Below are 13,968 nucleotides of genomic sequence, written 5' to 3' on the forward strand. Positions count from 1 at the left end.
GGTTCCCGAACGGCGCGGCAAGCAATAGCCCCTCCCCTTCAGGGGAGGGGTTGGGGTGGGGCATGTCGGATCCACCGGTACTTCGCTTCTCGGTCACGCCCCACCCCAAACCCCTCCCCTGAAGGGGAGGGGCTTAAATCGTTCTTCCCCCTCCCTTCCCGCGTGAACTTCCCCCCAAATCCTCCTATCTGACTCGCATGCCCACCCGCTTCGCTTCCGTGCCCCATCGCCGCGCCCTGATCGATCGCCGTGCCGTCGCCGAACGCCTTGCCGCGCTGGAGGCCCGCGACACCGCCGCGCTGCGCCAGGCGGGCGCCACCGAGCTCAAGGCCGCCCTCGCCGCCGGCCAGGCGGAGATTGCCCGTCGCCTCGCCGAACATCCCTCACGCGGGCTGGAAGCGGCCGCCGCGGGCGCCTTCCTCACCGATCAGATCCTGCGCCTGCTGTGGGACTTCACTGTCGAGCGGCTCCACCCGAACGCCAATCCCACCGCCGCCGAGCGGATGACGCTGATCGCGGTGGGCGGATACGGGCGCGGCGAGATGGCGCCGCATTCGGACATCGACATCGGCTTCCTCACCCCGTGGAAGGTCACCGGCTGGAGCGAGCAGGTGATCGAATCGATGCTCTATTCGCTGTGGGACATGCGGCTGAAGGTGGGGCATTCGTCGCGCTCGCTCGACGAGATGGTTCGCCAAGCCAAGGCCGACGTCACCGTCTGCACCGCGCTCTTGGAGGCGCGCTATGTCTGGGGCGACACCGACCTGTATGACGAGGCGGCGAAGCGCTTCAAGGCCGAGATCCAGGCCGACAGCGCCCGCGGCTTCATCACCGCCAAGCTCGAGGAGCGCAACGCCCGCCACAAGAAGATGGGCGACAGCCGCTATGTCGTCGAACCCAATGTGAAGGAGGGCAAGGGCGGACTGCGCGACCTCCACACGCTCTTCTGGATCGGCAAGTTCGCTTATAACGTCCGCGAGCCCGCCGAGCTGGTCGAGGCCGGGCTGCTGACCCCCGCCGAATATCGCCAGTTCCGCCGCGCCGAGAACTTCCTCTGGGCGGTGCGCAGCCAGCTCCACCTGATCACCAACCGCCCCGAGGACCGGCTGACCTTCGACGTCCAACGCGAGATCGCCGAGCGGATGCGCTTCGCCGATCGGCCGGGCATGTCCAAGGTCGAGCGCTTCATGCGCTACTATTTCCTGCAGGCGAAGGTGGTGGGCGACCTCACGGGCGTGTTCCTCGCCCATCTCGACGAGAAGTTCGCCGCGCGCGGCCGCCGCTTCGGCTTCCCGGCGCTGTGGCGCGGGCGGCGCAAGCTCAAGGGCTTCGTGCTCGAGCGCGGCCGGCTGGCGCTGCCGCGCGACACCTTCTTCCGCGAAGACCCCGTCCGCCTGATCGAGCTGTTCGCGCTCGCCGACCTGCACGAGCTGGAGATCCACCCGCTGGCGATGCGCGCCGCCGCCCGCGACGCCAAGCTGGTCGATGACGTCCGCACCGATCCGCGCGCCAACGCGCTGTTCCTCGACGTGCTGACCTCACCGCGCGATCCGGAAACGGTGCTGCGCTGGATGAACGAGGCCGGCGTGTTCGGCCGCTTCGTGCCGGACTTCGGCCGCGTCGTCGCGCAGATGCAGTTCGACATGTACCACCACTATACGGTGGACGAGCATTCGATCCGCGCGATCGGGCTGCTCAGCAAGATCGAGAAGGGGCAGCTCAAGGAAGACCATCCGCTCGCCAGCGGCATCCTCCACCAGCTCACCTCGCGCCGCGCGCTCTATGTAGCGGTGCTGCTCCACGACATTGCCAAGGGCCGCAGCGGCGACCATTCGATCCTCGGCGCCGAAGTCGCCGAGCGGCTTTGCCCGCGCCTGGGCCTCACGCCCGGCGAGACCGAGATGGTGGCGTGGCTGGTGCGCTGGCACCTGCTGATGTCCGCCACCGCGTTCAAGCGCGACCTGGCCGATTTCAAGACCATCCTCGATTTCACCGCCCAGGTGCAGAGCGCCGAGCGCCTGCGCATGCTGCTGGCGCTGACCGTGGTCGATATCCGCGCGGTCGGCCCCGGCGTGTGGAACGGCTGGAAGCGCCAGTTGCTGGGCGGGCTGTACGAAGCAGCGGAGGAGGTCCTCCGTCTCGGTCACAAGCAGCGCGGCCGTACCGAGCGGATCGCCGCCAAGCAGGACGAACTCGGCGCCGCCCTCGGCTGGCCCCCCGCGCGGTTCGAGGCATTCAAGCGCCGCTTCACCGAAAGCTACTGGATCGCCGAGCCCAGCGACGTGCTGGAGCGCAACGCGGCGATGGTCGCGGCGGCGGGCGACGCGACGCTGCACGTCGAGGCGCAGGTCTATCCCGATCGCGGCGCGACGCTGGTGACGGTCTATGCCGCCGATCATCCCGGCCTGTTCTACCGTATCGCCGGTGCAATCCACGTCGCCGGCGGCAACATCATCGACGCGCGGATCCACACGACACGCGATGGCATGGCGCTCGACAATTTCCTGGTCCAGGACCCGTTCGGCCAGCCCTTCGACGAGGAAGCGCGGCTCACCCGGCTCAAGACCGGCATCGCCGATGCGCTCGCCAATCGCGCGCGGCTTTCCGAACGGCTCAAGACCAAGGCGCCGGTGCGGCTGCGTGCGGATGCCTTCTCGATCGAACCCAATGTGTTCATCGACAACAAGGCATCGAACCGCTTCACCGTCATCGAAGTCAACGCGCGCGATCGGCCGGCGCTGCTCTACAGCCTCGCCAATGCGCTGTTCCAGTCGAAGGTGACGATCCATTCGGCGCATGTCGCCACGTACGGCGAGCGCGCGGTGGATACTTTCTATCTTACCGACCTGATCGGGGATAAGATCAGCTCGACGTCGCGACTCAAGACGATCGAGCGGCGTCTGCTGGAGGCCGCGGCCGGCGAGGAGATCGCCCAGGCCGCCTGATCGGGGGGACGGACATGCCGGTAGTGGGGCTGGGCGGCTTTTTCTTTCGCGCGCAGGATCCGGAAGGGCTGAAGAGCTGGTACCAGGAGATGCTGGGCGTCGGCGGCGGCTGCGGCACCGATCCCAGCGGCCAGGCGAGCCCGTGGTTCTGGTATCCGGAGCCCGGCGGGGTCATCTTCCAGCCCTTCCAGGCGGACAGCAGCTACTTCGCCGCGGACAAGCAGGTGATGCTCAACCTGCGGGTGATCGACCTCGACGGGTTGCTGGAGCAGCTCAATGCCGCTGGCGTGGCGATCGAGACGCGCGCCGAGTGGGACACGCCGGAAACCGGCCGCTTCGCCCGCATCCATGATCCCGAGGGCAACCCGATCGAGCTGTGGGAACCGCCGGCGGAATAATCCTGACCATCGTCATCCCGGCGAAAGCCGGGATCCATTGGGGTCTCCGTCGCGGCTCTTGCTCAGGCGGAGCGGCGACTGGATCCCGGCTTTCGCCGGGATGACGGCTGGGGTGGGCGTGTCCTCCACCATTCACCCCCTACCCCGTCCCGAACGGCAGGATGCTCTCCAGCGTCGCCAGCGGCGGTGCCCCCGGCACTGTTGTCCCCTGCCGCAGCAGGAACACGTGCCGGACGATCTCCGCCTGCTGCTCGATCCCGTAGCGCGCCAGCGTCCAGCCCGGCTTGATGCTGTAGTGGTAGCGGCAGAAGGGGTGTCGCCGCAGCACGAGGTTCAGCCCCTGCTGGTGCTGCCAGACATGGACCAGCTCGTGGATCAGATGCCCCTGCAGCGCCAGCCCCGCGCTGGCGAAGCACTCGCGATAGGCATCTCCCGCGGGGTGGAAGTGGAGATGCCCGCGCGGCGCCATCGTCACGTTGCGCGGCTGGAAGGGAAACCATTTGCGCCGATAGATCCGCACGGGATCGAGGTCGATCGCATCGCCGAACATGCCGCGCGCCAGCGCGCGCTCGGCGTCGGTGAGGGGGCGGCCCTGTCGTGGGTCGTCGCCGGACATGGCCGCCCTCCCCTGCCTACTTGATCGCGAGCCCCGCCCACTTGGCGGCGAACGCCCAGAGGTCGGCGGTTTCCTCGATCACCTTGTCGGTCGGTTTACCCGAGCCGTGCCCGGCGCGGGTCTCGATGCGGATCAGATGCGGGCGGTCGCCGATCTGCGCATGCTGCAGCGCCGCCGTGTACTTGAAGCTGTGCCCCGGCACCACGCGATCGTCGGTATCCGCCGTGCTCACCAGGATGGCGGGATAGTCCACGCCGCTCCTGATGTTGTGATAGGGCGAATAGGCATAGAGCCGCTTGAAGTCGGCTTCCTTCGACGGATAGCCGTAATCGTCGACCCAGTAGCGCCCGGCGGTGAACCGGTCGAACCGGGTCATGTCCATCACGCCCACCGCCGGCAGCGCCGCGGCGAACAGGTCCGGGCGCTGGTTGGTCACCGCGCCGACCAGCAGGCCGCCGTTGGAGCCGCCCTGGATCGCCAGCTGGCCCTTGCCGGTGATGCCTTCCCGGATCAGGAACTCGCCCGCGCCGATGAAGTCGTCGAACACATTCTGCTTGTTGGCGAGGCGACCGCCGTCGTGCCACGCCTTGCCGTACTCGCCGCCGCCGCGGATGTTCGCCACGACGAACACCCCGCCCTGCTCCAGCCAGGCCAGCCGGCCCGCCGAGAAGCCCGGGGTGATCGGGATGTTGAACCCGCCATAGCCGTAGAGGATCGTCGGCGCGGGGCCGGTGACGCTCTTCTTGCGGACGATGAACATCGGCACCTTGGTGCCGTCCTTCGAGGCGTAGAAGCGCTGCTCGACCGCATAGTCCTGCGGGTCGAACGCGACCTTCGGCTGCGCCCAGGGCTCGGCCTTGCCGGTCTTCACGTCGTAGCGGAAGATCGTCGTCGGATAGTTGAAGCTGGTGAAGGCGAAGAAGGTCTCCCCCTCGTGCGGATGGCCGCCGAACCCGCTCGCGGTGCCGATGCCCGGCAGCGCCACCGTGCCGTCGGCCTTGCCGTCCAGCGTGTAGCGGCGCACCTCGGTGGCGGCATCGACCATGTAGCTGAGGATCAGCCGGTCGCCTACGATCGACTGGCCGGCCAGCGTCTCCTTCTGCTCGGGCACCACCTCGTGCGGGGTCAGCGCGGGGTCGGCGAGGTCGATCGTCACGATCCGCTGGCGCGGCGCGCCGTCGTCGGTCGCGAACCAGAACTTCGTGCCGACATTGCCGATCGCCGACCAGTCATGCTCGAGCTTGCCGATGACCGTCTTCGCCTTCCAGGCGGGGTCCTTCAGGTCGACGATATGGACCAGGTTCTTGTTGTCGGTCCCCTCGCTGGTGGTGATCACCAGGTAGCGGCCATCGTCGGTGATGCCGGCATAATGGCTCTGCTTGGGCGTCGCCGGGGTCTCGTAGACCAGCCGGTCGGCGCTCTGCTGCGTGCCGAGCTTGTGGAAATAGACGCGGTGATTCTCGTTGAGCGCCTGGAACTTGGCGTCCGCGGGCGGCTCGGGATAGCGCGAGTAGAAGAAGCCGCTGCCGTCCTTGGCCCAGGCCACGCCCATGGTGAACTTCGCCCAGCCGACGGTGTCGCCGGTCTCCTTGCCGGTCGCGACGTCGAGCACCTTGATCGTGCGCCAGTCGGTGCCGCCGTCCTGGATCGAATAGGCGAGCAGCTTGCCGTCCTCGCTCGGCAGCCATTCGGCGAGCGCGGTCGCGCCGTCCTTAGACCAGCCATTGGGATCGATCAGCACCCGGCCCTCGGCCTTGAGCCCGTCGCGCACGAACAGCACCGCCTGGTTCTGCAGGCCGCTGTTATGCGCGTAGAAATAATGGCCGCCCTTCTGATCGGGCAGGCCGAACCGCTCGTAATCGAATAGCTGCTTGATCCGCGCCTTGAGCGTATCGCGGCCCGGCAGCGTCGCCAGATAGGCGTCGGTGACCTTGTTCTCGGCCTCGACCCAGGCGGCGACCTCCTTGTCATTGCGGACGTCGTTTTCCAGCCAGCGATAGGGATCGGCGACCTTAACCCCGAACTGTTCGTCCACCACATCGACGCGGCGGGTCTCGGGATAGGCGAACTTGGTCATCGGCGCATTGGTCTCCGGCTTGGGGGTCTGGGCGTAGGCGGGGCTGGCGAAGAGTAACGGCAGGATCAATGCACGGCGCATTCAAGGGCTCCCTGAGAATGCGCCTACCCTAGGCAGGCCAGCCGCTCGGCTCAAGCAAAGCCGGCCCATTCGATCGCCCAGGCAAAGGCCGCGAGCGGCGACAGCGCCAGCAGCGCGGCGATCCACGCGCCGACATCGATGGGCGCGGACCTGCGCACCCGTTTGGACTTGCGAGACATGTCGTTCTCCAGCACCGCCTGCCGAGGCGATGCACCCTGTTCGGCGGCGGAAATGGGGAGCGCCGGAAGGATTGCAAGCGAAACGAAACTTGGGTGGGGGGAAGCAAAACTGGGCAAAAGAAAAGGGCGGCCGCACCAGCGACCGCCCTCCCTTTGTTCGATCCGAACGAAGCGCCGATCAGGCGGCTTCGTCGAAATCCTCGTCCGACATCACCGGGCCCGAATCCTGGCCCTTGGCCGAGACGTCGCGGTCGACGAACTCGATGATCGCCATCGGCGACGCGTCCGAGGCGCGGATGCCGGCCTTGATGATGCGGGTGTAGCCGCCGTTGCGATCGGCATAGCGCGCGGCCAGCACGTCGAACAGCTTCACCAGCTGGGCGTCGTCCATCAGGCGCGCATGGGCCAGACGACGGTTGGACAGGCCACCCTTCTTGGCGAGGGTGATCAGCTTCTCGACGTACGGGCGCAGTTCCTTCGCCTTGGCGACGGTGGTGGTGATCTGCTCGTGCTTGATGAGCGCGGCGCTCATGTTGCGGAACAGAGCAATACGGTGAGCCGAGGTACGCTGCAGCTTACGACCGCCTACACGATGGCGCATGGTTCTTTCCTTCGTTCGTTAAGGGGCCGTTCGACGGAACCCCAGACCAGGCGGTGCGATCAGGGCCACCGCCCAAAACCCTAAGTTGCCAAAGTTCACAGGGTAGCGAACTTTGTCGGCTGGCCGCCGCGGCAAAGCCGCGTCGTCGGTCGGAGCCTTCGGCCCCGCCGGCCGGGCCTCGCGATCAGCCCGGGATTAGCAACGCTAATCCCGGACCCGAGGCTCAGCCCATGATCTCCTGCTCGAGCTTCTTGGCCATTTCCTCGATGTTCTCGGGCGGCCAACCCGGGATTTCCATGCCCAGGCGCAGGCCCATGCTGGAGAGGACTTCCTTGATCTCGTTGAGCGACTTGCGGCCGAAGTTCGGCGTGCGCAGCATCTCGGCTTCGGTCTTCTGCACCAGATCGCCGATATAGATGATGTTGTCGTTCTTGAGGCAGTTGGCCGAGCGGACCGAAAGCTCCAGCTCGTCGACCTTCTTGAGCAGATAGCGGTTGATCTGCGCGGCATCACCCGCAGCACCTTCCGCCGGAGCCGCTGCCGGCGCCATGCCGACCGGGGCTGCCCGGGTGATCGACGAATCGTCGAAGTGGACGAACAGCGCCAGCTGGTCCTGCAGGATCCGCGCGGCATAGGCCAGCGAGTCCTCCGGGGTCACCGTGCCGTCGGTTTCGACGGTCAGCGTGAGCTTGTCGTAATCGAGCTCCTGGCCGACGCGGGTGTTCTCGACCTTGTAGGACACCTGACGGACCGGGCTGAACAGCGCATCGACGGGGATGAGCCCGATCGGCGCATCGGCCGGGCGGTTCGCGGTAGCGGGCACGTAGCCCTTACCCACGTCAGCGGTCAGTTCCATGTTCAGCGTCGCGCCGTCGTCGAGGTGGCAGATCACCAGCTCGGGGTTCATCACTTCGATGTCGCCCGAAACCGCGATGTCACCCGCCTTCACTTCCGCCGGGCCGGTGGCCGACAGCTGCAGACGCTTCGGGCCTTCGCCCTGCATCTTGAGCGCGATCTGCTTCACGTTGAGGACGATGTCGGTCACGTCCTCGCGCACGCCGGCGAGCGACGAGAATTCGTGCAGCACATTCTCGATCTTGATCGAGGTGACTGCCGCGCCCTGCAGCGACGACAGCAGCACGCGCCGCAGTGCGTTGCCGAGGGTGAGGCCGAAGCCCCGCTCCAGCGGCTCGGCGACGAACGTCGACTTCCGCTTGGGATCGCCACCGGGCTTCTTCTCGAGGCCGTTGGGCTTCTTGAGTTCCTGCCAGTTCTTAGCGTTGACCGACACGGGCTTTCCTCATGTTGGGCGGGGAAGAGGCATTCCCCGCCAGGTATTTACTGCAAGACCGCGGACCCGCCTCAGGGCCCACGGTGCAAGCAGGACGTATCAGACGCGACGACGCTTCGAGGGACGCACGCCGTTGTGCGGGATCGCCGTCACGTCCCGGATCGAGGTGATCTGGAAGCCGACAGCCTGCAGCGCGCGGAGCGCCGACTCACGGCCCGAACCCGGACCCTTGACTTCGACTTCGAGGGTGCGAACGCCGTGCTCGGCGGCCTTGCGGCCGGCGTCTTCGGCGGCGACCTGCGCGGCGTACGGGGTCGACTTGCGCGAGCCCTTGAAGCCCATCATGCCAGCCGACGACCAGCTGATCGCGTTGCCCTGCGCGTCGGTGATGGTGATCATGGTGTTGTTGAAGCTGGCGTTCACATGCGCGACGCCGGCGGTGATGTTCTTGCGTTCGCGACGGCGAATACGCTGCGGTTCACGTGCCATTTGGAATTTCCTGACCTAGAAGCTTGGTGCCTGGAGGCGCTGGGCCTCGGGGGAAGAAGTGCGCGCTGGGGAGCGCTGCTTACTTCTTCTTGCCGGCGATCGGCTTGGCCTTGCCCTTGCGGGTGCGCGCATTGGTGTGCGTGCGCTGGCCGCGGACCGGCAGGCCCTTGCGGTGACGCAGGCCGCGATAGCAGGCCAGGTCCATCAGGCGCTTGATGTTCATCGCCACCTGGCGACGAAGATCACCTTCCACGGTGTAGCCGGCGTCGATCGCTTCGCGGATCTGCAGCACTTCCTGGTCGCTCAGGTCCTGCACGCGGCGCTCCGGCGCGATGCCGAGCTGCGTGGTCAGTTCCTTGGCCTTTGCGGGGCCGATGCCGTGGATATACTGCAGCGCGATGACGACGCGCTTGTTGGTCGGGATGTTAACACCCGCAATACGTGCCATGAAATATATTCTCCCAGCTCCACGAGGCACTGCATGGCAGCGGCGCCCCATCTCGTAGCGTTGCCTTCCGAAATGCAGCGGCACGACGCACGCAGGGAGCGCCGCCGTAATCTACTGTTCCGGAAGTTGGGCGAGATACGGGGCCGCAGGCGAACTGTCAAGCGCCGCGGAGCCGGAAAATGCTGAACCCTCTCTATATAGCAAGGTTCCCGGCAGGCCAAGCGCGGCGAGGGGTGCGGCGGCGAAGCGCGTCCCGTTTCGGATAGGGCGGATCGACTAACACCAAGCTGCACGGATAAGAACGCATCGCCGCCCACACCACATCGTCACCCCGGCGAAAGCCGGGGTCCATTGGGGCCTCGCTATCGGCTTTTGCTGCAACCGAGTGGCGAATGGATCCCGGCTTTCGCCGGGATGACGGCGGCTTGTGGTGGGAAGCGGTCGTTCGCATACTATAGGACCTGAATGGATAGCTACCTTCCACTGTTGCTCATTCCCGCCCTCCTACTTGTCATTTGGTTTGGGGGCATTCCTCAAATCAAACGGTATATGAACGACATTAAGACCGGACCGTCAGAGGCGCGTGCGAACGCTGATCGCGCAAAGGCTGATGCACACGAGGAAGCCGAATAGACGGCAATGTCCGAAACTGGGGCGGGAACGGACATAGCGACCACCCCAAATCAAAAAAGGGCGGGGTTCCCCCCGCCCTTCCCGTTATCCCTGCCCGTCGAGCACCGCGGCGATCTGCCGCGTCACTTCGTCGATATCGGCCATGCCGTCGACTCGCCGGACCAGCCCCTTCTCCTCGTAGAAGGGCAGGATCGGCGCGGTCTTGGCACGGTATTCGGCCATGCGGGTGCGCACCGTCTCGGCATTGTCGTCAGGGCGGCGCTTGAACTCGGTCGAGCCGCACACGTCGCACACGCCGTCCGTTTTGGGCAGCTTGTACTTGTCGTGATAGCCCTCGCCGCACTTGGCACAGGTGAAGCGGCCCTCGACGCGGTCGACCAGCGCTTCTTCGTTGACCAGCAGCTCGATCACATAATCGAGCTGGCGGCCACGCTCGGAGAGCAGCCCATCCAGCGACTCCGCCTGCGCATAGGTGCGCGGATAGCCGTCGAAGATCGCGCCCTTCTCGGTATCGGCCATGTCGAGCCGCTCGCCGATGATGCCCGAGACGATTGCGTCGGAGACGAGCTCGCCCGCCTCCATCACCGCCTTGGCCTTCAGGCCCGTGGGCGTCCCCGCCTTCACCGCGGCGCGCAGCATGTCGCCCGTGGACAGCTGCACCATGCCGCGCTCGGTCTCGAGACGCTTCGCCTGGGTGCCCTTACCGGCCCCCGGCGGACCCAACAGGATGATATTCAACAGGTACCTCCCCTAGTGCCGCCGCGCCGATCAGCGCGCGCGGCCGCCCTTCAGCTTCGCCTTCTTGATCAGATCGCCATACTGGTGGGCCAGCAGGTGCGACTGGATCTGCGTCACCGTATCCATGGTTACGTTGACGACGATGAGAAGGCTAGTGCCGCCCATCAGGAACGGGATGCTCATCGCGGAGAACGCCCATTCCGGGACCAGGCAGATGATGGTCAGATAGGCTGCACCGATCACGGTGATGCGGGTCAGCACATAGTCGAAGTACAGCTCGGTGTTCTTGCCCGGACGGATGCCGGGGACGAAGCCGCCATAGCGCTTCAGATTGTCCGCGGTCTCCTCGGGGTTGAAGACCACCGCGGTGTAGAAGAACGAGAAGAAGATGATTCCGGCCGCATAGAGCGACATGTAGATCGGCGAACCGTGGCGCAGCCAGATGTTCAGATTGCTGATCAGCTCGCCCCACCAGCCGTCGCCCGCCGACTGGCCGGCGAACTGGGTGATCGTCAGCGGCAGCAGCAGCAGCGACGAGGCGAAGATCGGCGGGATCACGCCCGCGGTGTTGAGCTTGAGCGGCAGGTGGCTGCGCTCGGCCTGTACGCCGCGCGCGGTCTGGCGCTTCGGATACTGGATCAGGATGCGGCGCTGGGCGCGCTCCATGAAGCAGATGAACAGCACGAGGATCGCGACGCCGACGATCACGAAGATCAGGCGCAGCGGGTCGATCGAGCCCGAACGGCCGCTCTCGAACAGCTGGACCAGCGTGACCGGCAGGCGGGCGACGATGCCGGCCATGATGATCAGCGAGATGCCGTTGCCGATGCCGCGGCTGGTAATCTGCTCACCGATCCACATCAGGAACATGGTGCCGCCGACGAGGCTGACCACCGCGGTGAGGGTGAAGGCCAGGCCGGGTTCGACCACCGGGCTCAGGCCCTTGGCCGCACCCGCCGCCTCGAGGCCCTGCACCAGGAAATAACCCTGCACGCAGGTGAGCAGCACCGTGCCGTAGCGGGTGTACTGGTTCAGCCGCTTGCGGCCGCTCTCGCCTTCCTTCTTGATCGCGTTGAGCTGCGGCGACAGCGAGGTCGCCAGCTGCACGACGATCGACGCGGTGATGTAGGGCATCACGCCCATCGCCACGATCGACATGCGCGACAGCGCGCCGCCGGTGAAGTTGTTGAAGAAGTCGAGCACGCCGCCCTGCGTCTGCTGCGCAAGCAGGCCGAGCGCCGTCGGGTCGATGCCCGGCAGCGGCACATAGCTCAGCATGCGGAAGACGATCAGCGCGCCGAGGGTGAACCAAAGGCGCTTCTTGAGGTCGGTGGCCTTGCTGAACTTCGCCAGATTGATGCTGGAGGCCAGCTGGTCGGCTGCGGATGCCATTTCGTATCTTCGTCCCGGATAAGTGACGGGCGCTCCCCCGCCCTGCGGAGTCGCATATAGGGGTTGTGCGCGGCTTGTCTAATGGCTGCGGGCGCGGAAAGAAACCGGGCGTTGCCCCGACCTTGCGCCCACCCCCTCGTCATTCCGGCGAAAGCCGGAATCCATTGGGGTCACCGGCGCGGCGCCTGCCATGACGGAGTGGCAAATGGATCCCGGCTTTCGCCGGGATGACGGACGTGGTGGAAGGCGTCGCTCACGACGCGCGCATACCCAGGCCCAGCACGAAGGAAGGCGGAGCCTTGGGAGCCCCGCCTTCGCATTTCGTCAGCCCTGCTTGGCGGCCTTGGCAGCGGCCTGGGCCGTGCGGTGCTTCGCCTTGTGCTTGTCGGCAGCCGGCACGATTTCCGGCACGGTTACGGTGCCACCGGCCTTCTCGACCGCTTCACGCGCACCGGCGGAGACGCCCTGCACGGTGAAGTTCAGCTTCGCGGTGAGCGAACCCTTACCGAGCAGACGGACGCCGTCCTTGCCGCCACGGGCGAGGCCGGCGGCCTTCAGCGCGGCGTGATCGATGTCGGTCGCGGTCAGCTTGCCGGCGTCAACAGCCTTCTGGATCTCGCCCAGGTTCACCTCGGCATAGTCCTTGGCGAAGATGTTGTTGAAGCCACGCTTCGGCAGACGCATGTGGAGCGGCATCTGGCCGCCTTCGAAGCCCTTGATCGAGACGCCTTCGCGGCTCTTCTGACCCTTGACGCCGCGGCCGCCGGTCTTGCCCTTGCCCGAGCCGATACCACGGCCGATGCGCATGCGGCGATGACGGGCGCCCTGGTTGTCGTTGAGTTCGTTCAGCTTCATGATGTGTGCACTCGCTTTCGCTTTGGTCGCGCGTTGATGGGAAGCGCGGGCTCATAGCGGCGAGCGGGGGGAATGTCGACTCTTGTTTGCCAAGGGCGACGACCCGAGCCCAGGGCACGCGGTCCTACCCGACCATGCACCACAGCCCTCCCCGTCCAACGCGTCAGTCGTATCTGCGGAATGGTGATCATGCTATAGGTTTCCGTCTCAATCTCGAGGGAGCGCCGCATGATTGTTCCGCTTCTCGCCTTGCTATCGGCCGCCTTCGTGCCGCCGCCCGCTGGATCAGCACGCGCCTGCAAACCCTCACCCATTCGCGTCGCCAGCGAATCGCTGCATGCGGAGGTACGACAACGCAACGCTAACCTGGTCACGGCGCGCCTCGCGGGACGGGTCGACGCGCTGATGACGAACTATGCGCCGGACAGCGTGTTCATGCCTGAGCACCAGCCTCGCCTCTACGGCGTGGCGCAGGGCACCGCATATTATCGCGCGTATCTCGCGCGTCTTCCCGAGCGCGCGCTCACCTTCACGACAATGGATATCGTCCCCCTGGACGGCGGCGGACTGGAATGGGGCACGTTTGAAGTCGTCCGCGGCGCGAACGACGACCCTGTTTCGTCGACCTTGGCCGGCAAATATCTGCATCTGTGGCGCCGCCAGGCCGATGGAACGCTGAAGCTGACGGCGGAAGTGTGGGGATATTCGAAGCCGCTGGACGACCCATCCTCCCATTGGTTCTCCGGGCTCGAGCGAGGCAAGCCCAGCGCCCGTGTCCCGAGCGCCAAGGTCGCAGCCGAACTGGGAGTGCTGAATGCATCGAACGCCGCGTCGGTGCGCGAGCACGACTATGCGCGAATCGGGCAATATGCCGATGACGCCGTGTACCTCCCCTTTGCGGAGCAGCCACAGATAGGCCTCTCGGCCATCCGGTCGCATCTGATGCCCTATATCGAGAGAGGCCGGGGAACGACCTTCGAGCGCCTCGACGTCGGAAACGACGGCTTCGAGATCATCGATGGCCACATCCTCGAATATTCGAAGTTCGCGGTGCACTGGCGTGCCGGGGAGCGGGCGGGTGTGACCTCTGGCGGCGGACTGCGTCTGTGGCGGCGCGGCGCGGATTGCTCGCTCAAGATCCTCTGGCAGATCGGCACGCACGACTATCGGCCGTAGCGCATTCCCGCCGAATACCGGCGTACGGGCCGATGGAAAAACCTGCGGG

Annotated in this window: 13 protein-coding genes; 3 read left to right on the forward strand and 10 right to left on the reverse strand. The window is 66.0% G+C overall.

Annotation, left to right across the window (positions count from 1 at the left end):
* Window positions 1–197: 197 nt before the first annotated feature.
* Window positions 198–2,945 carry a [protein-PII] uridylyltransferase gene (locus ABIC65_RS09325; protein WP_354308257.1) on the forward strand — a complete coding sequence of 916 codons (2,748 nt, stop codon included), beginning with the start codon at window positions 198–200 and terminating at the stop codon, window positions 2,943–2,945.
* 14 nt (window positions 2,946–2,959) lie between these two features.
* Window positions 2,960–3,343 carry a VOC family protein gene (locus ABIC65_RS09330; protein ID WP_354308258.1) on the forward strand — a complete coding sequence of 128 codons (384 nt, stop codon included), beginning with the start codon at window positions 2,960–2,962 and terminating at the stop codon, window positions 3,341–3,343.
* A gap of 139 nt (window positions 3,344–3,482) precedes the next feature.
* On the opposite strand, the gene ABIC65_RS09335 is transcribed toward ABIC65_RS09330, so the two are convergent.
* The 10 genes from ABIC65_RS09335 to rplO all read right to left on the reverse strand — a co-directional run bounded on the left by ABIC65_RS09335 (window position 3,483) and on the right by rplO (window position 12,743).
* Window positions 3,483–3,959, reverse strand: a complete 477-nt coding sequence (locus ABIC65_RS09335) for a vgr related protein (protein WP_354308259.1) — start codon at window positions 3,957–3,959, stop codon at window positions 3,483–3,485.
* Window positions 3,960–3,975: 16 nt separating this feature from the next.
* A complete protein-coding gene (locus ABIC65_RS09340) occupies window positions 3,976–6,117 on the reverse strand; it encodes a prolyl oligopeptidase family serine peptidase (RefSeq protein WP_354308261.1) in 2,142 nt (713 codons plus the stop codon).
* Window positions 6,118–6,167: 50 nt separating this feature from the next.
* Entirely contained in the window at window positions 6,168–6,296 is a 129-nt protein-coding gene (locus ABIC65_RS09345) for a hypothetical protein (protein ID WP_354308262.1), read from the reverse strand.
* Between the two features lie 178 nt (window positions 6,297–6,474).
* A complete protein-coding gene (gene rplQ, locus ABIC65_RS09350) occupies window positions 6,475–6,897 on the reverse strand; it encodes a 50S ribosomal protein L17 (RefSeq protein WP_019368405.1) in 423 nt (140 codons plus the stop codon).
* A 223-nt stretch (window positions 6,898–7,120) separates the two neighbouring features.
* Window positions 7,121–8,188: a DNA-directed RNA polymerase subunit alpha gene (locus ABIC65_RS09355; RefSeq protein WP_168845183.1), complete on the reverse strand. Its 1,068-nt coding sequence runs from the start codon at window positions 8,186–8,188 to the stop codon at window positions 7,121–7,123.
* A 99-nt stretch (window positions 8,189–8,287) separates the two neighbouring features.
* A complete protein-coding gene (rpsK, locus tag ABIC65_RS09360) occupies window positions 8,288–8,677 on the reverse strand; it encodes a 30S ribosomal protein S11 (RefSeq protein ID WP_019368402.1) in 390 nt (129 codons plus the stop codon).
* 79 nt (window positions 8,678–8,756) lie between these two features.
* On the reverse strand, window positions 8,757–9,125 hold the full coding sequence (gene rpsM / locus ABIC65_RS09365) for a 30S ribosomal protein S13 (RefSeq protein ID WP_010545744.1): 369 nt from the start codon (window positions 9,123–9,125) through the stop codon (window positions 8,757–8,759).
* 717 nt (window positions 9,126–9,842) lie between these two features.
* Entirely contained in the window at window positions 9,843–10,496 is a 654-nt protein-coding gene (locus ABIC65_RS09370) for an adenylate kinase (RefSeq protein ID WP_354308263.1), read from the reverse strand.
* Window positions 10,497–10,526: 30 nt separating this feature from the next.
* Complete coding sequence (gene secY / locus ABIC65_RS09375; protein WP_354308264.1) at window positions 10,527–11,888, reverse strand: preprotein translocase subunit SecY; 1,362 nt, start codon at window positions 11,886–11,888, stop codon at window positions 10,527–10,529.
* Between the two features lie 324 nt (window positions 11,889–12,212).
* Window positions 12,213–12,743 (reverse strand): 50S ribosomal protein L15, encoded by a 531-nt coding sequence (gene rplO, locus ABIC65_RS09380; protein ID WP_354308265.1) that lies wholly within the window; start codon window positions 12,741–12,743, stop codon window positions 12,213–12,215.
* A gap of 228 nt (window positions 12,744–12,971) precedes the next feature.
* Here rplO and ABIC65_RS09385 point away from each other — a divergent pair, with 228 nt between their 5' ends.
* The gene (locus tag ABIC65_RS09385) at window positions 12,972–13,919 is read left to right on the forward strand and encodes a YybH family protein (protein ID WP_354308267.1); all 948 of its coding nucleotides are present in this window, start codon (window positions 12,972–12,974) and stop codon (window positions 13,917–13,919) included.
* The last annotated feature ends 49 nt before the right edge of the window (window positions 13,920–13,968 follow it).

The sequence above is a fragment of the Sphingomonas trueperi genome (assembly GCF_040545665.1).
Lineage (GTDB): Bacteria > Pseudomonadota > Alphaproteobacteria > Sphingomonadales > Sphingomonadaceae > Sphingomonas > Sphingomonas trueperi_B.